This window comes from Rhodanobacter soli (assembly GCF_039523495.1).
Classification (GTDB): Bacteria; Pseudomonadota; Gammaproteobacteria; order Xanthomonadales; family Rhodanobacteraceae; genus Rhodanobacter; species Rhodanobacter soli.
This window is the reverse complement of record NZ_BAAAFK010000001.1, coordinates 109,575-134,526: the sequence shown is the minus strand read 5'-3', so window position 1 is coordinate 134,526 and position 24,952 is coordinate 109,575. Positions and strand designations below refer to the sequence as shown.

Here is a 24,952-nt window from a genome sequence, read left to right as displayed (position 1 = left end):
CCCGAAGGTGGCCGAGGCCGCCGTGGTCGGCTGCCCGCACGAGATCAAGGGCCAGGGCATCTACGCCTATGTCACCCTGATCGCCGGCGAAACCGGCAGCGACGAACTGCGCAAGGAACTGGTCGCCTGGGTGCGCAAGGAGATCGGCCCGATCGCCACCCCGGACTACCTGCAGTGGGCGCCCGGCCTGCCGAAGACCCGCTCCGGCAAGATCATGCGCCGCATCCTGCGCAAGATCGGCGAGAACCTGCCCGACCAGCTCGGCGACATCACCACCCTGGCCGACCCCAGCGTGGTGAAGAATCTGGTCGATGAGCGGCTTATAAAATAGGGGAGCCTGTAGGAGCGCACTTGTGCGCGATGCTCTTTCCCCGCACCCGAGTAGAAGCATCGCGCACAAGTGCGCTCCTACATTCACAACGAAGCCCATGCCCGACATCCTGATCGCCGACGACCATCCGCTGTTCCGCGACGCCCTGCAGCGGGCGGTGCTGACGGCGTTGCCGCAGGCGCGCGTGCACGGCGCCGACAGCGTGCACGCCCTGCTCGGCCTGATCGAACAATTCCCCGACGCCGAGCTGCTGCTGCTCGACCTGCACATGCCGGGCGCGCGCGGCTACTCCGCACTGGCGCATATCCGCGGGCAATATCCCGGGCTGCCGACCATCGTGGTGTCCGGTCATGAAGAGGCACAGGTGGCGCGCCGCGCGCTGGCGCATGGCGCCTCGGCGTACATTCCGAAATCCAGCTCGGGCGAAAGCATCGTGGCGGCGATCCGTGCCGTGCTCGACGGCGATGTCTGGCTGCCGCCGGCCCTGCTCGGCACTCCCGGCGAACTCCGGCCCGATGAAGCCGCCGCCGCCGCGCAGATCGCCGCGCTGACGCCGCAGCAGTTCCGCGTCATGACGATGATCGCCGAAGGCCTGTTGAACAAGCAGATCGCGTGGGAACTCGGCGTCTCCGAAGCCACCGTCAAGGCGCACATGACCGCGATCATGCGCAAGCTCGGGGTCAACAACCGCACCCAGGTCGCGTTGCTCGCCAGCCAGCTGGCGGTCGACCAGGGAAACCTGCCGGCGCTGCCCGACGGCGAGGACTGACGTTCCAGCTAACGGCGAAGCAACGCCGTCAGCAACGCACGCAGCGCGGCCGGCCTTACCGGCTTGTGCAGTACCGGATAACCGAGCGCCCGCGCCTTCTGCTTCAGCTCGCTACTGCCGTCGGCGGTGATCATCGCCACCGGCGGCAACTCGCCCAGCACGCCGCGCAATTGCTGCAGCGCCTGCAGGCCGTCGACGCCATCGGCCAGGTGGTAGTCGGCCAGGACCAGGTCGATCGAACCCCGCGCCAGTTCCCCACGGGCCTGTTCCACATCCAGCGCGATGCGGCAATCGACACCCCAGCGGCTGAGCAGGGCACGCATGCCGTCGAGAATGGCGGCGTCGTTGTCCAGGCACAGCACGGTCAACGGCAGCTGCTTGTCCGGACCGGCGCGCTGCACCCGCTGGCGGCGCGCCGGCACCGCCTCGTTGCGCGGCACCGTCACCGCGAAGCAGCTGCCGTGCTCGACCCGCGAATGCAGGTCGAGGCGGTGGCTGAGGATGCCGGCCAGGCGGTCGCAGATCGACAGGCCCAGGCCCAGTCCTTTCTCGCCCCACGGCGAAGGCTGTTCCAGGCGCTGGAATTCGTCGAAGATCCGCGCGCGCTGTTCCGCCACGATGCCGGGGCCGGAGTCCCACACCTCGATGCGCACCTCGTCGACACCCACCCGTCGTGCGCCCAGCAGCACGCTGCCTTTGCTGGTGTAGCGCAAGGCGTTGGAGAGGAAGTTCTGCAGGATCCGGCGCAGCAGTTGCGGATCGCTGCGCACCGCCAGCTGCGTCGGCACCACGCGCAGGCGCAATCCGCGCTGCTCGGCGACCACCGCGAACTGCGCTCTCAGCGAATCGAACAGTTCGGCCAGCGCGAAGGCGCCGACTTCCGGGTGGTAGCTGCCGGCATCCAGCCGCGAGACGTCGAGCAACGCATCGAGCAGGTCTTCGGCGGCGCGGAACGAGGCGTCGATGCGTTCGGCCAGCCCGCTCGCCTCCGCATCCAGCCCCGGATGCTGGCGCAGCGCCGAGGTGAACAGGCGCGCCGCGTTCAGCGGCTGCAACAGATCGTGGCTGGCCGCGGCAAGGAAGCGGGTCTTGGAGATGTTCGCGGTCTCCGCCGCGCGGCGCGCCTGCGCGGTGGCGGCCAGCGCCTCGGACAGCTGGGCGGTGCGCTGCTCGACGCGCTGCTCCAGCGTCTCGTTCACCTCGATCAGCGCCTGTTCGGCGTGCTTGTACGCGGTGACGTCGGTGTAGGTGGTGACGTAGCCGCCGCCGGGCAGCGCGCGGCCGCGCATCTCGATCACCGTACCGTCCGGGCGGATGCGCTGGAACAGGTGCGACGAGCCGGCGCGCATGTAGTCGATGCGCTTGGCCACATGGCCGTCCACCTCGCCGGGGCCACACTCGCCCAGCTCGGCGTTCCAACGGATCAGCTCGGCCACCGGCACGCCGACATGCACCATGCCGTCGGGGTAGTCGAACAGCTCCAAGTAGCGCCGGTTCCATGCCACCAGGCGCATCTGCGCGTCGACCACGCTGATCCCCTGCGAGACGTTTTCCAGCGTGGTGGACAGCAACTCGCGATTGAAGCGCAGCTCCTGCGAAGCCTCGTCCAGCAGCGCCATCGACTCGGCCACGTCCAGGCCGCTGCCTGACAGCGCGCTGATCAGGATGCGCCGCGCATTGGCCGCACCCACCGCCGAGGCCAGCAGCCGTTCGGTGTACTGGATCAGGGCGCGGTCGGCCGCCTCGCCAGGCAGCAGCGGCTTGCCGCGGCGCTGGCCGTACTCCTCGAAGGCGCGCACGCTGCTGCGCTCGCCCACGATGCGTTCGGCGATGGTGCGCAGGTCGGCCACCGCCACGCGGCCGCGCCAGTCGCCGCTGCCGCTGCCGCTGGCCGGATCGGCGTCCATGAACATCGCCGCGTGCAGGCGTTCCTCCAGACTGGGCCGCAGGCGCAGCGAGACGAACACCAGGCAGCCCACGTTGACCAGCAGCGACCAGAACGTGCCGTGCATCACCGGGTCCCAGCCGCTCAAATGGAACAGCGCCTGCGGACGCAGCCAGTCCCAGCCGAACGGCCCGAACTGCAACCACTGATCGGATCGGATCAGCGCCGGCAGCAGCAAGGTGTACAGCCACACCATGAAGCCGCCGGCCAGACCCACCATCACGCCGCGCCGGCTGGCGCCGCGCCAGTACAGCGCCGCGATCAGCGCCGGCGCGAACTGCGCCACCGCGGCGAACGCCAGCAGGCCGGTGGCAGCCAGGTTCTCCGCGTTCGCGGCGACCCGGTAGTAGGCGTAGGCCATCACCGCCAGCAGGATGATCGCCACCCGGCGCACCGCGAGCACCAGCTGCGACAGGTCGCTGCGCTGCTCCAACCGCAGCGCCCGGATGCGCAGCAGCGCCGGCATCACCAGGTCGTTGCTGATCATCGTCGACAGCGCCACCGAAGCCACGATCACCATGCCGGTCGCCGCCGAGAAGCCGCCGATGAAGGCCAGCAACGCCATTCCGCGATCGCCGTACGCCATCGGCAGGGTCAGCACCCATGCGTCGGCGGCGCCATCGCGCACCAGCGGCATGTGCGCGCCGGCCGCCACGATCGGCAGCACCGCCATGCTGATGATGATCAGGTACAGCGGCACCATCCAGCGCGCGCGCGTGAGGTCGCCGGCGTCCTCGCACTCGACCATGCCGATCTGGAACTGCCGCGGCAGGCAGAACATCGCGCAGAACGCCAGCATGGTCTGCGCCAGGAAACCCGGTGACAGGCCGTGGCTCAACTGGGCGAGCGGCAGTTGCACGGTGCGGGCCAGCCCCGGCCCCTGCCACAGCGCGTACCCGGCCAGCGCCACGAAGGCGAGCAGCTTGATCAGTGACTCCAGCGCGATCGCCAGCATCATGCCGTGGTGATGTTCGGTGGCGTCGATGCTGCGCGTGCCGAACAGGATCGCGAACACCGCCAGCAGCACCGCGCACCACATCGCGCTGTCGATGCCGCCGGCCGTCACCATGCCGTGCCTGACGCCGCCCAGCACGCCGAACGACATCGCCACCGCCTTGAACTGCAGCGCGATGTACGGCACCACCGCGATCACCGCGATCACCGCCACCAGCGCCGCCAGCCCGTGCGACTTGCCGAAACGGGCGCCGATGAAATCCGCGATCGAGGTGATGTTGCGCTGCCTCACCGTCTGCACCAGTCGACGCAGCAGGCCGAAGCCGAACACGAACAGCAGGATCGGCCCGAGGTAGATCGGCAGGTAGGCCAGGCCATCGCGCGCCGCCGTGCCGACCGCGCCATAGAACGTCCACGACGAGCAGTACACCGCCAGCGCCAGGCTGTAGACGATCGGGCGCAGACGCGGCTGGCGCGGATACAGCGGCCGGCGGTCGCCGGCGTAGGCCACCACGAACAGCAGCCCGACGTACAGCAGCGACACCAGCAGCAGCAGCCACCCCTGAATCAAGTCGCCTTCTCCCGGCCAGACGTTCGACGGGCGGTGCGCCCGTGCGACCCACGCTTGTGCCATGACGGTACCGGCGGCACCATGCACGGATGACCGCCGCGCACGTACCGACGCTTGCCAACGTAGCAGAGCATTTGCGCGATGACGAGATTCATGTGTGGCGGCTGGACTACCGGTCGTCGCACGGGCGGGCACCGCTGCGCGCGGTGCTGGCCGCCTACCTCAATGTCGCCGTGGAGCAGGTGGCGCTGACGGACGGCGAGCACGGCCGCCCGGCACTCGCCGCCGGGCTTGATCCATCACTCGGTTTCAACTGGTCGCACAGCGGCGGGCAGGCCTTGATCGCGATCGGCCGGCACTTCATGCCAGGGATTGATCTCGAGCGTCTGCGTCCGCGCGCCCGTGCGCTGGAGATCGCCGAGCGCTATTTCAGCACCGACGAGGTCACCGCCCTGGCCGGGTTGCCGGCGGAGCGGCGCAGCGCCGCCTTCCTCGAATTGTGGACCGCCAAGGAAGCGGTGTTGAAGGCGCTGGGGCGCGGCATCGCGTTCGGCCTGAACCGGCTCAGCATCGCCAGCGCCGTCGATCAGCTGCAATTGCAACGGCTGGAGGGCGACGACGTCACTGCCTGGCAGCTGCGGCGGCTGGATATCGACAGCGGCCTGATCGCGGCGCTGGCCTGGCGCGGCGGCGAACGCCGGATCCGCCTCGGTGCGCTTGCCAGCGGCGACTGATCGGTGCACTGTTCCCGGCCCGTCGACCGGCTCCGCGCGACCCGGGGTCGTCATGCCGGTCACCCTCAACCGCCCAGGATCGTCTGTTCGCCATGACCCTGCTCAGCGTCAACCTCAACAAGATCGCCGTGCTGCGCAATTCGCGCGGCGGCCAGGAACCGGATATCTGCCGCGCCGCGCAGACCTGCATCGAGGCCGGCTGCGGCGGCATCACCGTGCACCCGCGCCCGGACCAGCGCCACGTGCGGCCGCACGACGTGCGTGCGCTGGCCGCGATGCTGCGCGGGCGGGTCGAGTACAACATCGAAGGCAATCCGTTTGCCGACGCCCGCGGCGAATACCCGGGCCTGCTCGCGCTGGCGCGTGAAGTGCGCCCGACCCAGGTAACCCTGGTGCCGGACAGCGACGGCCAGATCACCTCCGACCACGGCTTCGACCTGCGCCGCGACATCGCGCAGCTGCGCCCGCTGGTCGGCGAGCTGTGCGACCTCGGTTGCCGGGTCAGTCTGTTCGTCGACGCCGGCAGCCAGGATTTCGACCTGGCCGCGGTAATCGGCGTGCAGCGCATCGAGATCTATACCGGCCCTTACGCCGAGGCGTTCGCCGACGGCCAGCCCGCGGCTGCCCTGGCGACGTGTGCCGACACCGCGCGGCGCGCGCAGCAGGCCGGCTTGGCGGTGAACGCGGGGCACGATCTCAGCCAGGCGAACCTGGGCACGTTCAAGGCGGCGATACCCGGGCTGGCCGAGGTATCCATCGGCCATGCACTGATCGGCGAGGCGCTGTACGAGGGCTTGGCCACCACCGTGCGCAACTACCTGCAGATCCTGCGCTGAGTATTGCGGCCGGATCCGGCCGCACAAACAAAAACCCCCGCGCAAGGCGGGGGCTTCGATGTTGCGTGCTGCCGAGGCAGCGCCGGGTCAGAAGTTCTCGGTGAAACCGATCTTGACCAGGTTGTAGCTCTTCGCGTCAGCCAGCACCCGTGCCACGTGCTGGTAGGCCACCGCGTCATCCGCAGCGATCTGGATTTCCGGCTGGTTGCTCTGCTGGGCGATCACCGCGAGCTGTGCCTTCAGGCCCAGTTCGTCGACCGGTGTGTCGTTCCAGTACAGCGAACCGGCCTGGTCGATCTTCAGATGGATCGGATCCAGCGGCGTGGTCGGCGGCGGCGGACCTGGATTCGGCTGCGGCAGATCGACCTGGATCTTGTGCGCCAGTACCGGTGCCGTGATCATGAAGATGATCAGCAGCACCAGCATCACGTCGACCAGCGGCGTGACGTTGATCTCCGACATCGGTCCACTGGTGTTGGTAGAGAAAGACATCTCGTCACCCCTTCGGCGCGTCAGTGGTCATGAAGCCGACATGCACCATGCCCGAATCCTTGGCGTCGCCGATGATCTTCTTCACGACCTTGAACTCGGTGTTCTTGTCCGCACGAATCTGCAGTTCCGGCTGTGGCGACTTCTGCGCATTCACCGCAAACTGCGCCCGCAACTCGGCTTCGGTGACCAGGTGGTCATTGAAGTACATGCTGCCGTCCTGCTTGACCGCCAGATCCAGCGGTGCCACCGGCAGCTCCGCATCCTTGGTCTTGGGGTTCGCCGTGGGCAGGTCGATCGTGATGGAGTGGGACATCAGCGGCGCAGTGATCATGAAGATGATCAACAACACCAACATCACGTCGACCAGCGGCGTGACGTTGATCTCCGACATCGGGCCGCCGGAATTGTCTCCTACGCTCATCGACATGGGTCAATCCCTCACTTCGAGCTTTCGACGCGCGAACCAGTCGCAAAGAAGTCGTGCAGGTCGTGCGCGAACTCGTCGAAGCGGGCGTAGACCACGCGATTGGAACGGCTGAAGAAGTTGTAGGCGAACAGCGCCGGGATGGCGGCGAACAGACCGAAGGCGGTCATGATCAGCGCCTCACCCACCGGGCCGGCCACCGCGTTCATCGACGCATTACCGGAAGCGGCGATGCGGATCAGGGCGTGGTAGATGCCCCATACCGTACCGAGCAGACCGACGAACGGTGCAGCGGAACCGACCGTGGCGAGCAGGGTCATGCCGCCTTCCAGACGCATGCTCTCGCGAGCCACGGCCTGACGCAGGGCGCGGTCGATGAACTCCGAGCGACTCAGCGACTCGGCCAAGCGACCGGTGGTACCCGCCGCCGTGGCCTGCTGGTGATGGGCTACTGCCGAAGCGGCGTCGAGCGCGATCTTGGAGAACGGCTCGCTGCGCGGCTGGGCTTCCAGTTCGCGGATCGCGTCCTGGGTGGAACCGTTGCCCCAGAAGCCGCCGATTACCTTGTCGGCACGGGCCTTCACGGTGGCGTTGCGGATGCCGTTGGCGATGATGAAGTACCACGACAGGAACGACATCACGACCAGGGTCACGAAGACGACCCAGCCGAGCCAGTCGAAGTTCTGGATCAAATTGTCGAAGCCCATGGCTTTCATGGCTTCGGCGTTGGTATTGCCACCCATGGCCTGTGCGGCATCGGTCGTTGCAGGAGTCTGTAGGAACATAACGCTACCCTAGGGAAGTCAAGCGTGAACTGTAACTGTAAACCGGAAGGACCCGGTTACAGCTGGTTGAGATTGAAGTTGACCGGAACGCGTGCGTACCCTTCAACTTTTTGTCCATTTCGAATCGTTGGATTGAAGCGCCAACGACGTGCGGCATCCATGGCAGCACGATCGAGTTCGTGGTAGCCGCTGGACCGGTCGATCTTGATGTCCTTCGGCGAACCATCCACGCCCACCAGGATCATCAGCACCACCGTACCTTCATGCCGCTGACGAATCGCCTGCGGTGGATACTTCGGTTGCAGACGGCTGTTGTAGCTGAGATCCGAACTGGCCGTGATATCCGAAGGCGGTGCCGGTGGCGCTGGCGGTGCCGGCGGCGGTGCCGGGGTCGCATTCGCCGAAACCTCTTCCACCGGCGGCGGCGGAGTCGGCGGCGGCGGAGTCGGTGGCGGCTTGATCTGCTGAATGATCTTCGGCGGCGGCTGCTTCGGCGGCTCCGGCGGCGGCGGTGGCGGCGGCGGCGGCGGCGGCGGCGGCTCGATGAAGTTCACCTGGACGATGCGTTCCTTTTCCTTGTGATTCTGATTCGGCGGCGCCATCGGCGCGACGATCAACAGGAATGCAAACGCATGCAGCCCGATGGCAACTGCCAATGCCCAGGTGCGTTTCCAACTAAACGGCTCGCGCCCGATTTCTTCGTTACTTGAGGCCATCTGTCACTATCTGAAGCTGATCAAACCGAAGGAGAACGTTGCCGCAGGGCTTGGCCCGAAACCGTCTGATGCCTGGACGGACCCGGAGGGAACTTAGCCACTGGGGAGACGCTAGGGAAAGGTTTCAACGGTACAACAGCACATGACATTTGTATAGCACCACGGGGCAAATGATATGGACGTCCATCTACCCCGCGGCCTGCCGCGCGCTTCAATCTGTCAGCCAGCGCCGGCCTTTTTCAGCCAGTCCTTGGCCTTCGCGGCCGTCTCCGGGTCCTGTGCCGCGTTCTTCATCGCGGCGATCGCGGCGGGCTTGTTTTTCAAGCCACGCTCGGACTCGGCCAGCAGCATGTATGCCGTGCCCTTGTGCTTCACGCCCTTGTCGATGGCTTGCTGGATCAGGCCCTTGGCTTGGCTGTACTTGTTCTCGCTCAACAGCAGGCGTCCGGCACGCAACGCGGCTTCGCCGTCGGTGGCGAGCGGCTGGGCCTTGTTGTAGTAGCCAATCGCCTTGTCGATGTTGTTCGCGATCTCGGCGGACTGACCCAGCAGCACATAGGTTTCCGCGTCGGGCTTGAGCACGCCCTTGCTCATGCCTTCCTCAAGCACCTGCCCGGCCTTGATCGCGTTCGGCGCGGGATCGGCACTTTCCTGGCCGGTGATCAGGTACAGCTTGGCCAGGTTCACGTACTGCGAGTCCTTGGTAAGCGTGCCGGCGGCGCGGGCTTTCTCCATCATCTGGATCGCTTCCGGGTACTTGTGCGCCTGCATCAGCACCGCGACCGCATTGTTGAGCGCGTTCGGATCGCCCGGATTGGAGTTGAGCTGGTTTTTGGCCAGTTCGGCGGCTTTTTCATCCTGACCGGATTCAGCGTAGCTGGCCATCAGGATCTGGTCCCAGCTCGGTTCCGCTTTGTCAGTCAGCGACTTGGCCTTGTTGATCGAGGCGATCGCCTCCGCGTACTTGCCCATCCGGTACTCGGCGTTACCCTCGAGCGCATACGAATCGGCGGTTTCCTTCTTGCCCTCGGCACGCCATTTGGCGATCGTGTCCAGCGCCGGCTGGTACTGCTCGTCGGCCATTTGGAACTGCGCCAGCATGTACATCAGCTGGAAGTAGGTGTCGTTCGGCATCACGCCGAGCGCCAGCGAACGCTGCAGCGAGGCAATTGCGCCCTTGTAGTCGTTATCGTTGTACTGGAGGCTGGCCATGCCCTGCAGGGCCAGCGCCTGCGCGTACTTGCTCTTGCTGCCGTCGATGATCGGCTTCAGCAGCTGCTCGGCCTTGGCCTTGTCGCCCTCGTTGACCGCGTCCAGGCCTTCGTTGAGGTTTTTCTGATCCTTCTCACTGGTCAGGTCGAGCTTCGGCTCGGCGCGGGTCGTGTTCGGATACAGCACTTCCTTCTTGGGTTTGGCATCGTCGCTCTTGCGTGCCAGCACCGGGCTGCTGACCACGCCCAGCAGCAGCGCAACGCTCGCCAGCATGGTTAACCCTCGGACATGCTTCATGGTGATCCTCATAATGTTCTGGGCGTGTCGTTAACGACGCGGGGGAACTGTGAAGCCTAACCCGACCCGGCAAGCGATAACAAGTTGCAGCGCCGCATCAAGTTTGTTAAAAATCAATTACTTGGCGATTTTCATTGGTCAATCGGGAAGTTGCTTGCCTTTTCACCGGTCGTCATCGGCCTTTCCATGAATCTGCGCGCCTGATTTGAAAGCCCGCCGCCGGTGCCACGGCATATGCCGTGGCACCGGCGAGAAAGGCTCAGATATCCAGGTTGGCGACCTTCAGTGCGTTCGCCTCGATGAAGTCGCGGCGCGGTTCGACCGCTTCGCCCATCAGCATCGAGAACATCTGGTCGGCCGCGATCGCGTCCTCGATGCCGACCTGCAGCATGCGCCGGGTCTCCGGGTTCACCGTGGTGTCCCACAATTGCTCCGGATTCATCTCGCCCAGGCCCTTGAAGCGCTGGATGCTGCGGCCCTTCTTGGCCTCGTCCAGCAGCCAGTTGCGAGCCTCCAGGAAGCTGAGTACGCCGCGCGAGGCATTGCCCCGGCGCGCCACCGCGTCGGGCTGGATCATGCCGGCGATCTGCTGGCTGATCGCCAACAGCGGACGGAACTCGTTGCTGCCGAAGAACGGCTGCGGCAGCAACCAGGTGTGGCTGAGCCCATGCTGCTCCTTCACCACTTCGATTGCGGCCGGCTGCTCGTCGTAGGCCGGGCGTAGCGACATGCGGTAGTGCGGCTTGCCCAAGCCGCTGGCGGCCAGGCGCCGGGTGGCGCCGTCCAGCCAGGCCTGCATGGCAACCGGATCGGACCACAGCGCCGGTGCCATCGGCGAATGTTCGAGCAAGGCGTTCAATACGGCGGCATCGAAACGGTGGGCCAGCTTGGCGATCTGGTCCAGCGCATGCTGATAGCCGCGCAACAGCTTTTCCAGCGCCTCGCCGGTGATCGGCGGCGCGTCCGGGTTGTAGGTCAGCGCGGCATTGTCGACCGCGCTGGAGATCAGATAGTCGTTCAGTGCGGTGTCGTCCTTGATGTACAGCTCCTGCTTGCCCTGCTTCACCTTGTACAGCGGCGGCAGACCGATGTAGATGTGACCGCGCTCGATCAGCTCGGGCATCTGCCGGTAGAAAAAGGTCAGCAACAGGGTGCGGATATGCGAGCCGTCCACGTCCGCGTCGGTCATCAGGATGATGCGGTGGTAGCGCAGCTTGTCCGGGTTGTACTCGTCCTTGCCGATGCCGGTGCCGAGCGCGGTGATCAGCGTGCCGACCTCGGCCGAGGCCAGCATGCGGTCGAAGCGCGCCTTCTCCACGTTGAGGATCTTGCCCTTCAGCGGCAGCACGGCCTGGGTCTTGCGGTTGCGACCCTGCTTGGCCGAGCCGCCGGCGGAATCACCCTCGACCAGGAACAGCTCGCACAGCGCCGGGTCCTTTTCCTGGCAGTCGGCCAGCTTGCCGGGCAGGCCGGCGATGTCCAGCGCGCCCTTGCGCCGGGTCATCTCGCGGGCCTTGCGCGCGGCTTCGCGCGCGCGGGCGGCGTCGACCACCTTGGAGGCGATCGCCTTGGCCTCGTTCGGATGCTCCAGCAGGAACTCGCCGAGCTTTTCGTTGACCACCTGCTCGACCACGGTCTTGACCTCGGACGAGACCAGCTTGTCCTTGGTCTGCGAGGAGAACTTCGGGTCGGGTACCTTGACCGACAGTACCGCAATCATGCCTTCGCGCATGTCATCGCCGGACAACGCCACCTTGGCGTTCTTGGCCAGCCCGGATTTTTCGATGTAGCTCTGCAGCGAGCGGGTCAGCGCGGCACGGAAGCCGGTGAGGTGGGTGCCGCCATCGCGCTGTGGAATGTTGTTGGTGAAGCAGAACATCGTCTCCTGGTAGGAGTCGGTCCACTGCATCGCCACTTCCACCACGATGCCGTCCTGTTCCGCAGTCAGACTGATCACGTTCGGGTGCAAAGCGGTCTTCAGCTGGGCCAAATGCTGCACGAACGAGCGGATGCCGCCGTTGTAGGCAAACGTGTCCTGGCGACCATCGCCGCGTTCGTCCTTCAGCTCGATGGTGACACCCGAGTTGAGGAAAGCCAGCTCGCGCAGGCGCTTGGCCAGGATCTCGTAGTGGAAGTCGATATTGCTGGTGAATGTGGCCGGACTGGGCAGGAAGCGCACCAGGGTGCCGCGCTTGCTCGACGGACCGATCACCTTGAGCGGGAACAACGGCTCGCCGAGCGAGTATTCCTGCAGGTGCTCGTAACCGTCGCGATAGATCGTCAGCCACAGATGGTCGCTCAACGCGTTGACCACCGACACGCCCACGCCGTGCAGACCGCCGGAAACCTTATAGGAATTCGCGTCGAACTTGCCGCCGGCGTGCAGTACCGTCATCACCACTTCGGCGGTAGAGCGGCCCTCCTCCGGGTGCATGTCGACCGGGATGCCACGGCCGTTGTCGCTGACGCTGACCGAGCCATCGTCGAAGATGGTAACCACCACCTTGTCGCAATAACCGGCCAACGCCTCGTCGATCGCGTTGTCGACGACCTCGAACACCATGTGATGCAGGCCGGTGCCGTCATCGGTGTCGCCGATGTACATGCCCGGGCGCTTGCGCACCGCCTCCAGGCCTTTCAGGACCTTGATGTTGCTTGAGTCGTAGTGCGATTCGTTCATGGATTCGTTCATGCGTTGACCGTTTCCTGGCGCCAGGCGACCCGCCCGACACGGCGCCGTGAAAGGCCGGACAGGGTTATGCAATCCTTGGGAGATGCAACCCTTCGATTATAGCAGGCGCACCAGCTCACCTTGTTCCACGTGGAACACGCGCGCCGGAAGCCCCTGCAACGCCGCCGGCAGCTCCGTGCCGGTCAGCAGAATCTGGGCATGGGCCGCCATCAACTGAGCCACCACAGCGGCCTGATGGGCCTGGTCCAGCTCCGAGGCGAGATCATCCAGGCACACGATCGGCCATTCGCCGCGATGCTCGGCATACAGCTCGGCCTGGGCCAGCATGCAGGCCAGGGCGGAGAGCTTTTCCTGGCCGCGCGACAGATGCTCGCGCAACGGGGCATGTTCGAACCCGACCGACCAGTCGGCGCGATGCGCACCCAGCGTGGTATGCCCGCGAGCCAGATCCCTGCCCCGCTGCTCGCGCAATTGCCGGGCCAGGTCGTGCTCTTCCGACCAACCGCGGCGGTAGCGCAGGTCGAGCGCGCCCAGTTCCGGCAGCAAACCGGCAACGCTGGCCAGCAGCTTCGGACGCAGCAGGTCCAGATAGGCGCGTCGCTGCAGGTCGATCTGGCGGGCGGACTGCGCCAGTTCCGTCTCCCACGGCACGAACAATGCGTCGGTCGATGCCGACGCGGAACGCAGCAAGCTGTTGCGCTGTTTCAGCGCCCGTTGATAACGGCGCCAGCCGGACAGGAAATCGTGTTCCACGTGGAACACGCCCCAGTCCAGATAGCGACGGCGCTCTTCGGCCGAACCCGCGATCAGTGCATGCGAACCGGGCTCGAAGCAGACCACGGCGCATTCGCGCACCAGTTGCCCGATCGCCACGTTCTGGCCGTCCACTTTGGCTTCCCAGCGCACTCCGTCCCGACCCAGACCAAGTCGGCAGACCCGCTGGTCGGCGTGGCGTAGTTCGGCAAAGATCGACAGCTGCGGTGTGCCCCGCTGCAACAGCGCCTCTTTCGCGCCACTGCGGAACGAGCGTGCATGCGACAGCAGGAACACCGCCTCCAGCACGCTGGTCTTACCGGCGCCGTTGGCGCCCACGAAGACGTTGATCGCGGGGTCCAGTGCCACGCTGACGTCGGTGAGGCAGCGCAGTCCGCGCATGCGCAGCTGTTCCAGCCTCATGCGTGGCGCGTCCACAAACAGGAACGCCGGGGTCCCTGATGGGAATCCCGGCGTCGCCCGTTCTTGCTGCACATGGCGAAGACCATGCGGTGGCCGTCAGAGCCGCAACGGCATGATCACGTGGCGGGCATGCTCGTTGTCGTGTTCCTGCACCAGGCAGCTGGACTGGGCATCGCGCAGGCTGAGCCGGGCCTGGTCACCACGCAGGGCGGCCAGCGCATCGAGCAGGTAACCCACATTGAAACCGACCGCCAGATCGGACACGTGGGTGTCGGCCTCGACTTCCTCGACCGCCTCCTCCTGCTCCGGGTTGTGCGCCACGATGCGCAGCTTGCCCGGCGACAGCTCCAGCCGCACGCCACGGTACTTTTCGTTCGACAGGATCGCAGCGCGCTGCAGGGCGCCACGCAGCACTTCGCGGTCCAGCGTGGCGGTCTTATCGGCACCGAGCGGGATCACTGCCTCGTAGTCCGGGAAACGACCGTCGATCAGCTTGGAAGTGAACACCACATCGCCACGGCGCACACGCAGGTGGTTGCGACCGAATTCCAGCTCGACCTGCCCGTCGCCGGTTTCCAGCAGGCCGATCAGTTCGTTGACGCCCTTGCGCGGAATGATGATCTGCCGACGCGTGCTGACCGAGCTCAGCAACTCGGTTTCCTTCATGGCCAGGCGGTGGCCGTCGGTAGCCACGCAGCGCAGCGTGTGTTCCTGCAGGTCTAGCAGCATGCCGTTGAGGTAATAGCGCACGTCTTGGTTCGCCATCGCGAACGCGGTGCGTTCCATCAGGTCGCGCAGCACTTCTTCCGGCAGGCTGACCTTTTCCACCAGTTCGATCTCGTCGACCGTGGGAAATTCGCTGGCCGGCAAAGTCGTCAGGGTGAAGCGGCTGCGCCCGGCGTTCAGCGCCACGCGATCGCCGTTGAGCTTGAGGTCGATTCGTGCGCCGTCGGGCAGGGCTCGCACGATGTCGAACAGCTTGCGCGCAGGGATGGTGATTTCGCCGTCCGCCAGCTTTTCCGCCTCGGTGGTGGCCACCATCTCCACCTCGAGGTCGGTGCCGGTCAGCGACAGTTTGCCGTCGCCGACCTTGACCAGCAGGTTGGCCAGCACGGGCAGCGTCTGGCGGCGTTCAACGACACCAACCACCTGCTGCAGTGGCTTGAGCAGAGCTTCTCGTTGGATGCTGAATTGCATGGCTGTGCTTCCCCTATACCTGCTGTTCTATCTTTAAAAGAAGTTTAGTGGTTGTTGTAGGTGCTGTGGGTAACTTTTATAACTAAAATTTTTGTTTGAAATCAATCGTCTGGGAGATTTTATGGTTGTGCTTGAAGCGGCTGCCTGGCGGTGGACGATTTGTGGATAACTCCAGGTGCGAATCCATCCACCCATTATCCACAGCTTGAACCCCCGCTTATCCATAAACTTTTGCGCGTCGCCGCTCAGCCGGTCAGGGTGCGAATCAGTTGTTCCCAATCCTGGCGCATCCGTGCGTCGGTCTCGACAAATTTGCGGATCGTCTTGCAGGCGTGCATCACCGTGGTGTGGTCGCGCCCGCCGAAGGCTTCGCCGATCTCCGGCAGGCTGTGCTCGGTCAGTTCCTTGGACAAGGTCATCGCGATCTGCCGCGGCCGTGCCAGCGAACGTACGCGCCGCTTGGACAGTAGGTCCTGCAGGCGCACGTTAAAGTATTCGGCGGTGATCTTCTGGATGTTCGGAATGGTGATCGCCTGCGCATGCGTGGCCAACAGGTCGCGCAAAGTCTCCTCGGCAAAGTCGGTGGTGATCGGCTTGCCGTAGAAGTTCGCCCGCGCCGCCAGCGTGTTCAGCGCGCCCTCGAGGTCACGCACGTTGGAACGGATCCGCTTGGCCAGCAGCATCGCCACGTTCTCGTCGACCGCCACGCCCTTCTCGTGTGCCTTGGCCAGCAGGATCGCCGCCCGGGTCTCGAAATCCGGCGGCTCGATCGCCACCGAGAGACCCCAGCCCAAGCGCGATTTCAACCGCGGCTCGAGCTTGTCTACTTCCTTCGGATAGCGGTCGCAGGTCAGGATGATCTGCTGCTTGGATTCGAACAACGCATTGAACGTATGAAAGAATTCTTCCTGCGTGGTGTCCTTGCCCGCAAAGAACTGGATGTCGTCGATGAGCAGCGCGTCGACCGAGCGGAAGCGCCGCTTGAACTCATCCATGCTCTTGGCGCGCAAAGCCTCGATCATCGAGCCGACGAACTGCTCCGAACGCAGGTACATCACCTTGAAGTCCGGATTGCGCTCGCGCATCAGGTTGCCGGCAGCGTGCATGAGGTGGGTCTTGCCCAAGCCGGTGCCGCCGTACAGCAGCAGCGGGTTGTAGGCCCGGCCCGGGTTCGTTGCCACCTGCATCGCAGCGGCCTTGCCGAGCTGGTTCGACTTGCCTTCGACGAAGGTCTCGAAGGTGTAATGCGGGTCCAGGTTGTGGTTGAACGCGGGCGCCGGCGCGGCGGCGGTCCGGGGTGCCGCCGCCGGTTTGGCGGGCGGGGTCGAGCGGACCGCACTGGAGCCGACTTCCAGCCGCACCGGGCAGGGCTTGCCGCCAAGCTGCAGCAGGACCGCCTCGATCTGTTCCAGATAGCGCCCGCGCACGGTGTCCAGGGTGTAGGAGTTCGGCGCGAACAGCTGCAGGCCGTTGGCATCGTCGCGCGCCTGCAGCGGCATCAGCCAGGTATGCAGGTCTTCGGCGCTCAAATCGCCTTCGAGGCGCTCAAGGCAGCGCCGCCACAGATCACTCATGAATAAAATCGACCACAGCTCAAAGCGCTTGCGCGCGGGGGTGATGGGTTAGTCTAGCAGCCTCCTCCATACCCTCGCGGCCAAGATATCCACATGGGTATCCACAGGGCGCCTTCCGGCGTCATTTGACAGCGGCGACGAATACCCCACATACTTTCTGACCTTTTTATCCACATTCCCTTCGGAGTAAGCCATGAAGCGGACCTTCCAGCCCAGCAAGCTCAAGCGCGCTCGCACGCACGGTTTCCGTGCCCGTATGGCCACCGCCGACGGTCGCAAGATTCTCAACGCCCGTCGCGCCAAGGGCCGCAAGCGCCTGATCCCGTAAGTACCGATCAAGTATTGGGGACGAGCGTCATGTCCACCGCCGGGCTGCCGCGCCAAGCGCGGTTACGTCGGCCGGGTGACTTCGCCGCCTTGCGGACAAGCAGCGGACGCGCAGGCGGCCGCTGTTTTCATATGCGCTATCGCGACAACGACCTGGGCCATGCCCGGCTTGGCCTGGCGATTTCCAAGCGCGTCTCCAAGCGTGCGGTCGAGCGTAACCGGATCAAGCGGTTGCTGCGCGAGTCGTTCCGGCGCGTGCGCCACCAGCTGCCGGCGGTCGACATGATGGTGATGGCACGCGAACAGGCTGCCGGCGTACCTGGGCCGCAACTGCTGGCCGAACTCGACGGCCTGTGGAAAAAACTGCTGGCCAGCCATGCTGCGACGTCGGGGCCATTGAAGCCCGCCGACGACACCAGCACAATCGAGCGTTGACCTTTTTCCTTCCTGTCTCCGCGGCGTTGACAAGTGTCGTGGCGTTACCCGGATCTGCTACGCGATGAATCAAACGCGCACCTTCCTCATGTTCGCCCTGCTGGCCGTGGCTTACTTCCTGTTCCTGGCCTGGGAGAAGGATTACGCGCCGCCACCGCCACAGGCCGCGGTGGCCAGCGCAGCAAGTGCGGCCACCCCGACGGCTGACGCCAGCGTGCCTGGTGCAATCCCGGTGGCCTCGGCGCCGGATACCGCCACGCCGCCGACTACCACCACCGCTGGACCTGCCGCGCCGACCTCGGCGCAGCTGATCACCATCGACACCGACGTGCTGAAGCTGAGCGTGGACACCCGCGGCGGCAGCCTGGTGCACGCCGACCTGCTGGCCTACCCGCAGGCGCCGCGCACGCACAAGGCACCGAACCCGCCGCCGACCGTGCTGCTGGCCAACGACGACGCGCACTACTTCGTGGCCCAGAACGGTCTGGTCAGCAGCAGCAACAGCGCGCCGACCGACCAGCCGAACCACCTGGCACTGTTCCACAGCGAGAAGACCGCCTACGCACTGGCCCCCGGCCAGGACGAGCTGAAGGTCGACCTCACCTGGCAGGACGCCGCCGGCCTCAAGGTCACCAAGACCTACAGCTTCAAGCGCGGCAGCTATGTGATCGGCGTGAGCCAGCGCATCGACAACGGCGCTGCCACGCCATGGCAGGGCAATGCCTATCAGCAACTGCTGCGCGCCGAGCCGCCGAAGGCCAGCAACTGGCTGAAGAACTACACCGACCCGGAAACGCGCAGTTTCCAGGGTGCCGCCTGGTACACCGGCGAGAAGTTCGAGAAGCTGTCGTTCAAGGATTTCGCCGAACCGAAGGACCTGCTCAACGCCCCGATCAAGGGCGGCTGGGCGGCAATGCTGAAGCTGTACTTTTTCGCCGCGTGGATCCCGCCGACCGATCAGACCGAGCAGTACGTCACCCAGACGATCAACCCGGACAGTGCGCATCCGCGCTACCTGATCCGCACGGTCGGCCCCGCCCTGAGCGTCGCGCCGGGGCAAAGCCTCACCAGCCAGTCGCGCTTGTACGTGGGCCCGAACCTGCAGGGCACGCTGGACACGATCGCGCCGGGACTGGACCTGACCATCGACTACGGCATGTTCAAGATCATCGCGGTGCCGATGCACTGGGTGCTGTCGCAGTTCCACGCAGTGTCCAAGAACTGGGGCGTGGCGATCATCCTGCTGGTGCTGTTGATCAAGGGTCTGAGCTGGAAGCTGACGGCGGTGCAGTACCGCTCCAGCGCGAAGATGCGCAAGCTCGCGCCGCGCATCCAGGCGTTGAAGGAGCGTTACGGCGACGACAAGCAGAAGATGCAGATGGCCACCATGGAGCTGTACAAGAAGGAGAAGGTCAACCCGATGGGTGGCTGCCTGCCGGTACTGATCACCATGCCGGTGTTCTACGGCCTGTTCTTCGTGCTCGAGTACAGCCTGGAGCTGCGTCACGCACCGTTCCTGTGGATCCCCGACCTCAGCGCGCCCGATCCGTTCTACATCCTGCCGGTCATCTACGCGATCGTGATGCTGGGCACGCAGTGGTTGAACCCGGTCGCCGCGGGCATGGACCCGACCCAGGCGAAGATGATGAAGGTGATGCCGCTGCTGTTCACCGTGATGTTCGCGTTCTTCCCGGCCGGCCTGTGCCTGTACTACGCGGTCAACGGCATCGTGGGCCTGGGCCAGCAATGGTGGATCACCCATCACGTCGATCGCGAGGACGTGGTCAAGCCGGCCTGAGCCCGACCTGCCGCGTTCATGTCGTCAGCCGCGAGCGGGCAACCATCGCGGCTGACTTCATTTAGAGTCACCGCATCATGACCGAGCACTCCAGCGACACCATCGCCGCCATCGCCAGTGCGCCCGGTGCCGCCGGCGTGGGTGTGCTGCGCGTGTCCGGGCCGGCGGTGCCGGCGATCGCGCAAGCCTTGCTCGGCCGCATGCCGCAACCTCGGTACGCCCACTTCGCCGCGTTCCGTGACGCCGCCGGCGTGCTGATCGATCGCGGCCTGCTGTTGCACTTTCCCGCCCCCGCCTCGTACACCGGCGAACACGTGCTGGAACTGCAAGGCCACGGCAGCGCCGTGCTGCTCGACGGGCTGCTGCGCCGCTGCTGCGAACTCGGCGCCCGCCTGGCGCGGCCCGGCGAATTCACCGAGCGCGCGTTCTTGAACGGCAAGCTCGACCTGGCCCAGGCCGAAGCCGTTGCCGACCTGATCGCGGCGCGCTCGCAGGCCGGCGCGCGCGCCGCGTTGCAGTCGATGGAAGGCGTGTTCTCGCGCAAGGTCGAGGCGCTGCTGCAGGCGCTGATCGCGCTGCGCGTGCATATCGAAGCGGCGATCGACTTTCCGGAAGAGGAAATCGATTTCCTCGCCGACCCGGCGATCGCGGCACAACTCGAAAGCCTGCGTGTCGAACTGGCCGAACTGCTTCGCGAGGCACAACGAGGCCTGCGTTTGAACGATGGCCTCAAGGTGGCCATCGTGGGCCGCCCCAACGCCGGCAAGTCCAGCCTGCTCAACGCGCTGGCCGGCAGCGAGCGCGCCATCGTCACGCCGGTTGCCGGCACCACCCGCGACGTGTTGCGCGAATCGCTCAGCCTCGATGGCATCGCGCTGGAACTGGCCGATACTGCCGGCCTGCGCGACACCGACGACGAAGTCGAACGCGAAGGCGTGCGCCGCGCCCACGGCGAACTGCAACGTGCCGATGTCGCCCTGCTGGTCACCACGACTGCCGACTACCCCGCCGACCTGGCGCTCTTCGATGCCCTGCCCGCCGGCGTCGAGCGCGTGGTGATGATCAACAAGATCGACGTGGACCAACTACCGCCGCGCCACAGCCAATGCGAAGGCATGCACTGGCTGTGGGCTTCCGCAAAAACCGGCGCCGGCCTCGACACCTTGCGCGAGCACCTCAAGCGGCTGGCCGGTGCCGGCAGCGGCGAAGGTGCCTTCAGCGCGCGCCGTCGTCACGTGCTGGCCTTGCAGCAAGTCGGCACGCATCTCGATCGCACTGCCGCCGTCCTTGCCACGAGTCGTGCCGGCGAGCTCGCTGCCGAGGAACTGCGCCAGGCCCAGCATGCGCTGGGCGAAATCACCGGCAGCTATTCCAGCGACGATCTGCTCGGCGCAATCTTCGGTTCGTTTTGCATCGGCAAGTAGGGAAAAGCGGTAACTTTTCTTACATGCATCAGTACCCGGCAAAGACACCAGGTACTTTCCTTGATCGATGGATAGTGCCCGTCCTCAAGGGCCGGGGAAGCTCTTGTTCCTGGCTCCGCGGCGCGACATTGGCCGACTCAATGGACGACCGCGGCGCGATATCTTCCATCGTCGTACATGATCGGCATCCAGGCGTAGCGCAAAGCCGATCCGGCATCCGCAGCTGTGGGGCGAACGGTCATTTCCCGGGCGTATCTGCGCAAGGCCACGCCCAACTCCGGATCGGGAACCGCGTCCAGCAGCCACACATCGGCGAGCGACCCGTCTGCATTGAACGCCAGCAGGCAGTCGGCAAACCCCGCGCGTGGTGCGAAGCGGCCGTTCGGAGGCAAGAAAGCCTTTGATTTTGGGGCTGGAGCCAACTTCTCGGTCGCGAACTTGCTGTCAGTGCCGGCTCGGATTTTTGCGTCGTTCAAGGCAATGAAGCTGTTCACGTCGCTCATGATCCCGGGCATGGCAGATCGTCCAAGCTTGTCGGCGATGCGTTGCACCAGTTCCGCTGCATAGCCGTCGTGCGGATGCTCGCTCTTCGGCAGCAGCCGTTCGTAGTGACCGTATATTTGCGCCCAATTCATCGCTTCCCGATACTGACGCATAGCCAGCTTGATCTCGGCCATCTTGGCCATCGCCAGAACGCTACCTCGCGTGGCGGCGTTTCCCAGATAGAGGCTGGCTTTGACGAAATCGCGCTGCACGAGTGAGCCGTGTGCATGCTGGCCCATGTGATAAAGCGAGCCGAGCAAGTACAAGTCGTGTTGGTCACCCGTTTGAGCCTCTTGCTCGATCCTGGACAATGCCTGTTGCCGCTGGGCGCCGGGGATGTTTTCGTTCAGCACCTGTGCCCAGGATGCATTCAGTTCGGCTCGAGTTGGTGCAGCCGTGCCTGAAGGGGTCGGTGCTGCCTCCGGCGTTGCGGCCGCGACATCCCTGCACGGCATGAGAAACATTGCCAGGGAAATAATGAGAGCGCGCCAGTAGGCGTATTTCATCGTACCGTCCCCTTACAAGTCCGCTGGAACAGACAGTTTGTCGGTGCGCGCCAAAAGGCTTTTACATCGACAAGTATCAGCCCTTCTGCTGCGCCAGGAAAAATGTCACTTCATGCAAGGTGGGCATCCCGCCCTGCGCGCCGAGCTTCGTCACCGACAGCGCGGCGGCGGCGCAAGCCTTGCGTACGGCGCTGGGCAGGCCTTCGGCCAGGAACACGGCCAGCGCGGCGTTGAAAGTGTCGCCGGCGCCGGTGCTGTCGACCACGGCGACGTTGAAACCGCTCCGGTGGATCGGGTCGCCCTGTTCGCGGTACCAGGCGCCGTCGCCGCCGCGGGTGAGTACGATGGGACAGGGCGCGCGTTGCATCAATGTGCGGAAATCCTCTGTCGGATCGGCGCCCAGCAGGATCGCCAGTTCGTGCTGGTTCGGAGTGACGTAGCGGGCGAATCGCAGCCAGTCGATTGGCAGCTTCTGCGCGGGGGCGGGGTTGAGGAGCACCGGCACGCCGAGGCGGTGGCCCAGGCGCAGGGTGGCTTCGACGGTTTCCAGCGGGATTTCCATCTGCACCAGCACGGCGTCGGCGCGGGCGATCAGTGACTGCGCGCCTTCGACTTGCGCCGGGGTGACGCGTGCGTTGGCGGCGGGGACCACGATGATCTGGTTCTCGCCGCCGGCGACGGTGATCGACGCGGTGCCGCTGGCGCTGCCGGCGAGTTGCACGACGTGGCTGAGGTCGACCTTTTCGGTCGCCAGGCCCTCGCGCAGTTGCCGACCCAACGCGTCGTCACCGATGGCGCCGACCAGCGCCACTTCGGCGCCGAGCCGCGCCGCGGCCACGGCCTGGTTGGCACCTTTGCCGCCGGGCACGGTGAGGAAACGTTCGCCCAGGATGGTCTCGCCGGGGCCGACAAAACGCGGTGCCTGGGTAACCAGATCCATGTTGATGCTGCCGACGACGACTATGCGTGTCATCTATTGTCCCCTGCCGTGGCGCGCTGGCTTCACGATGAACGTGAGAGCTTAACCGCTGACGCGACGGCGCTGGAACCGCAGGCACCGGACGGCGGTCGCGATCCTCTGGTCTCCCTGCGTTGCAGGGAGGAGCAGGCTCAGGGGGAGGGAGCGCGACCGAAGCCGGTGTCGCCGGGCAGCAGGGCCGGCGCGGGGCCGGCCACGGCGAGCAGGGACTGCGCGTAGCTGTCCTCGATGCTGACGGTGGAGACTTCGTCCCAGGCGAAGAACGAGGGCTCGCGCATCCACTCCGCGTCGGGGCTCAGTTCCTGCATGTTGAAGCCGTCTTCCTCGACGTCGATCAGGCGGCCGATGTAGCAGACCTCGGACTCGTCCTCGCTGTCCACGTGCACGCCGATCACCGCGGCCTGCGCCCCGGCGGCCTGGATGACCTCGCGGATATTGTCCAGCGGGAAGCCGCGCGGCATGCGCGGCAGGATGTGCTTCAGTGCCAGTGCCTTCTCGAAGAACACATGGTGCTTGTCGGGTGCCTCCAGCTCGCTGACGTCGCGATGGCGCATCACGTACATGCCGTCGTAGGTGACGCCGTCGCCGACCACCCAGAGCAGGAAGAATTCGCGTCCCACGCCGCCCACGTAGCCGCAGAAGCTGCCGTGTTCAAGCTCCTCGCGCCACAACCGCACCAGCGTCTGCTTCTGCTGCGCCTCGCGCAACTGGGCGCGCTGGCCGGTGTTTTTCAGTTCAATAATGTTGCTCACGGCGCCTATTTTAGCAGATGGGGGTAACCGGCTTGTTCAGAGGATGTAGCGGCTGAGATCCTCGTTCCGGGCCAGGCTTCCAAGGTTTTTGTCTACATGTTCGGCGTCGATAAGGTATTTTTCGCCGGACTTGTCCGCCGCCTCGAAGGAAATCTTTTCCAGCAGGCGCTCCATCACGGTGTGCAGCCGACGGGCGCCGATGTTCTCGGTGCGCTCGTTCACCTGGAACGCCACCTCGGCCAGCCGGTCGACGCCGGAGTCGGTGAACTCGATGCTGACGCCTTCGGTGCCGAGCAGCGCCACGTACTGTTTGGTCAACGCGTTCTGCGGCTCGCGCAGGATCCGCTTGAAGTCGTCCACGCTGAGTGCGGACAGTTCGACTCGGATCGGCAACCGACCCTGCAACTCGGGGATCAGGTCGGACGGCTTGGCCAGCGAGAACGCGCCGGAGGCGATGAACAGCATGTGGTCGGTCTTGATCGGCCCGTACTTGGTCGACACGGTGGAGCCCTCCACCAGCGGCAGCAGGTCGCGCTGCACGCCTTCGCGGCTGACCCCGGCGTGGCCGTGGTCGCCGCGCTGGGCGACCTTGTCGATCTCGTCGATGAAGACGATGCCGTTCTGCTCGGCAGCTTCCATCGCCTGGGCGCGGATTTCCTCGTCGTTGAGCAGCTTGCCGGCCTCTTCGTCGATCAGCAGCGGGCGCGCCAGCTTGATCGCCAGCTTGCGGTTCTGTGTCTTGGCCCCGCCCAGGTTCTGGAACATCTGGCGCAGCTGCGCGCCCATCTCCTCCATGCCCGGCGGCGACATGATCTCCACGCCCACGTTCATGACGAAATCCAGCTCGATTTCGCGCTCGTCCAGCGCCCCCTCACGCAGTTGCTTGCGCAGCTTCTGGCGGGTGTCGCTGTCGATTGCAGGAGCGGCCGGTGCGTCGTGGCTCCAGTCAGTCGGCGGGGCCTGCCGGCGCGGCAGCAGTGCGTCCAGGATGCGGTCTTCGGCGCGATCCTCGGCCTGTGAACGCACGCGCTTGATCGCCTGCTCGCGGGTCAGCTTGTAGGCACCATCGGCCAGATCGCGGATGATCGATTCGACATCCTTGCCGACATAGCCCACCTCAGTGAACTTGGTCGCCTCGACCTTCACGAACGGCGCATTCGCCAGCGTGGCCAGCCGCCGCGCGATCTCGGTCTTGCCGACGCCGGTGGGTCCGATCATCAGGATGTTCTTCGGCGTGATCTCGTTGCGCATCTCGGCCGGCAGCTGCATGCGCCGCCAGCGGCTGCGCAGCGCCACCGCCACGGCACGCTTGGCGTCGTGCTGGCCGATGATGTAGCGGTCGAGTTCGTTGACGATTTCGCGGGGAGTGAGTTCGGACATGGGCTTCGCCGGGATTCGGGAGACGAGATTCGGTATTCGGAAGATCAGCGGGTGGCGCATGGGAGTGGGGGCGGGTTTTTGCGAATCCCGAATCCCCCCTCCC

At 65.3% G+C, this 24,952-nt stretch carries 22 protein-coding genes; 8 read left to right on the top strand and 14 right to left on the bottom strand.

Annotated features, from left to right (window positions below; translation table 11 throughout):
* Both ABD024_RS00615 and ABD024_RS00610 read left to right on the top strand, forming a co-directional pair.
* Nucleotides 1-331 (top strand): AMP-binding enzyme (locus ABD024_RS00615; RefSeq protein ID WP_425543102.1); only part of this gene is annotated, 331 nt, incomplete at its 5' end.
* 97 nt (nt 332-428) lie between these two features.
* Entirely contained in the window at nt 429-1,100 is a 672-nt protein-coding gene (locus tag ABD024_RS00610; protein WP_343848639.1) for a response regulator transcription factor, read from the top strand.
* A gap of 8 nt (nt 1,101-1,108) precedes the next feature.
* On the opposite strand, the gene ABD024_RS00605 is transcribed toward ABD024_RS00610, so the two are convergent.
* Nucleotides 1,109-4,570: a hybrid sensor histidine kinase/response regulator gene (locus ABD024_RS00605; protein ID WP_343848637.1), complete on the bottom strand. Its 3,462-nt coding sequence runs from the start codon at nt 4,568-4,570 to the stop codon at nt 1,109-1,111.
* 89 nt (nt 4,571-4,659) lie between these two features.
* Here ABD024_RS00605 and ABD024_RS00600 point away from each other — a divergent pair, with 89 nt between their 5' ends.
* Nucleotides 4,660-5,304, top strand: a complete 645-nt coding sequence (locus tag ABD024_RS00600) for a 4'-phosphopantetheinyl transferase family protein (RefSeq protein ID WP_343848634.1) — start codon at nt 4,660-4,662, stop codon at nt 5,302-5,304.
* Nucleotides 5,305-5,396: 92 nt separating this feature from the next.
* Entirely contained in the window at nt 5,397-6,140 is a 744-nt protein-coding gene (locus tag ABD024_RS00595) for a pyridoxine 5'-phosphate synthase (protein ID WP_343848631.1), read from the top strand.
* Nucleotides 6,141-6,227: 87 nt separating this feature from the next.
* On the opposite strand, the gene ABD024_RS00590 is transcribed toward ABD024_RS00595, so the two are convergent.
* The 9 genes from ABD024_RS00590 to dnaA form a co-directional block, all read right to left on the bottom strand.
* On the bottom strand, nt 6,228-6,632 hold the full coding sequence (locus ABD024_RS00590; protein ID WP_343848628.1) for an ExbD/TolR family protein: 405 nt from the start codon (nt 6,630-6,632) through the stop codon (nt 6,228-6,230).
* 4 nt (nt 6,633-6,636) lie between these two features.
* Nucleotides 6,637-7,059, bottom strand: coding sequence for an ExbD/TolR family protein (locus tag ABD024_RS00585; protein ID WP_343848626.1), 423 nt, complete (start codon nt 7,057-7,059; stop codon nt 6,637-6,639).
* A gap of 11 nt (nt 7,060-7,070) precedes the next feature.
* Nucleotides 7,071-7,841, bottom strand: a complete 771-nt coding sequence (locus ABD024_RS00580; RefSeq protein ID WP_425543101.1) for a MotA/TolQ/ExbB proton channel family protein — start codon at nt 7,839-7,841, stop codon at nt 7,071-7,073.
* A gap of 56 nt (nt 7,842-7,897) precedes the next feature.
* The gene (locus ABD024_RS00575) at nt 7,898-8,497 is read right to left on the bottom strand and encodes an energy transducer TonB (protein ID WP_425543100.1); all 600 of its coding nucleotides are present in this window, start codon (nt 8,495-8,497) and stop codon (nt 7,898-7,900) included.
* A gap of 279 nt (nt 8,498-8,776) precedes the next feature.
* Complete coding sequence (locus ABD024_RS00570; protein ID WP_343848623.1) at nt 8,777-10,042, bottom strand: tetratricopeptide repeat protein; 1,266 nt, start codon at nt 10,040-10,042, stop codon at nt 8,777-8,779.
* A 283-nt stretch (nt 10,043-10,325) separates the two neighbouring features.
* Entirely contained in the window at nt 10,326-12,758 is a 2,433-nt protein-coding gene (gene gyrB, locus ABD024_RS00565; protein ID WP_343848621.1) for a DNA topoisomerase (ATP-hydrolyzing) subunit B, read from the bottom strand.
* A gap of 96 nt (nt 12,759-12,854) precedes the next feature.
* Nucleotides 12,855-13,934, bottom strand: coding sequence for a DNA replication/repair protein RecF (gene recF, locus ABD024_RS00560; protein WP_343848619.1), 1,080 nt, complete (start codon nt 13,932-13,934; stop codon nt 12,855-12,857).
* Between the two features lie 96 nt (nt 13,935-14,030).
* Nucleotides 14,031-15,131, bottom strand: coding sequence for a DNA polymerase III subunit beta (dnaN, locus tag ABD024_RS00555; RefSeq protein WP_343848617.1), 1,101 nt, complete (start codon nt 15,129-15,131; stop codon nt 14,031-14,033).
* 245 nt (nt 15,132-15,376) lie between these two features.
* The gene (dnaA, locus tag ABD024_RS00550; RefSeq protein WP_343848615.1) at nt 15,377-16,705 is read right to left on the bottom strand and encodes a chromosomal replication initiator protein DnaA; all 1,329 of its coding nucleotides are present in this window, start codon (nt 16,703-16,705) and stop codon (nt 15,377-15,379) included.
* A 193-nt stretch (nt 16,706-16,898) separates the two neighbouring features.
* Here dnaA and rpmH point away from each other — a divergent pair, with 193 nt between their 5' ends.
* The 4 genes from rpmH (at nt 16,899) to mnmE (ending at nt 20,689) form a co-directional block, all read left to right on the top strand.
* On the top strand, nt 16,899-17,033 hold the full coding sequence (gene rpmH / locus ABD024_RS00545; protein ID WP_008211413.1) for a 50S ribosomal protein L34: 135 nt from the start codon (nt 16,899-16,901) through the stop codon (nt 17,031-17,033).
* A 29-nt stretch (nt 17,034-17,062) separates the two neighbouring features.
* Nucleotides 17,063-17,467 carry a ribonuclease P protein component gene (rnpA, locus tag ABD024_RS00540; RefSeq protein WP_343848612.1) on the top strand — a complete coding sequence of 135 codons (405 nt, stop codon included), beginning with the start codon at nt 17,063-17,065 and terminating at the stop codon, nt 17,465-17,467.
* Between the two features lie 64 nt (nt 17,468-17,531).
* Nucleotides 17,532-19,265 carry a membrane protein insertase YidC gene (gene yidC, locus ABD024_RS00535; RefSeq protein WP_343848610.1) on the top strand — a complete coding sequence of 578 codons (1,734 nt, stop codon included), beginning with the start codon at nt 17,532-17,534 and terminating at the stop codon, nt 19,263-19,265.
* A gap of 77 nt (nt 19,266-19,342) precedes the next feature.
* Nucleotides 19,343-20,689, top strand: a complete 1,347-nt coding sequence (gene mnmE, locus ABD024_RS00530) for a tRNA uridine-5-carboxymethylaminomethyl(34) synthesis GTPase MnmE (protein WP_343848608.1) — start codon at nt 19,343-19,345, stop codon at nt 20,687-20,689.
* Between the two features lie 137 nt (nt 20,690-20,826).
* Here mnmE and ABD024_RS00525 read toward each other — a convergent pair whose 3' ends face one another.
* The 4 genes from ABD024_RS00525 to hslU all read right to left on the bottom strand — a co-directional run bounded on the left by ABD024_RS00525 (nt 20,827) and on the right by hslU (nt 24,849).
* Nucleotides 20,827-21,738, bottom strand: coding sequence for a hypothetical protein (locus ABD024_RS00525; RefSeq protein WP_343848606.1), 912 nt, complete (start codon nt 21,736-21,738; stop codon nt 20,827-20,829).
* Between the two features lie 76 nt (nt 21,739-21,814).
* Nucleotides 21,815-22,711, bottom strand: a complete 897-nt coding sequence (gene rbsK, locus ABD024_RS00520; RefSeq protein ID WP_343848604.1) for a ribokinase — start codon at nt 22,709-22,711, stop codon at nt 21,815-21,817.
* A gap of 137 nt (nt 22,712-22,848) precedes the next feature.
* A complete protein-coding gene (locus tag ABD024_RS00515) occupies nt 22,849-23,469 on the bottom strand; it encodes a hypothetical protein (RefSeq protein ID WP_343848602.1) in 621 nt (206 codons plus the stop codon).
* A gap of 36 nt (nt 23,470-23,505) precedes the next feature.
* Nucleotides 23,506-24,849, bottom strand: coding sequence for an ATP-dependent protease ATPase subunit HslU (hslU, locus tag ABD024_RS00510; protein ID WP_343848600.1), 1,344 nt, complete (start codon nt 24,847-24,849; stop codon nt 23,506-23,508).
* Between the last annotated feature and the right edge of the window lie 103 nt (nt 24,850-24,952).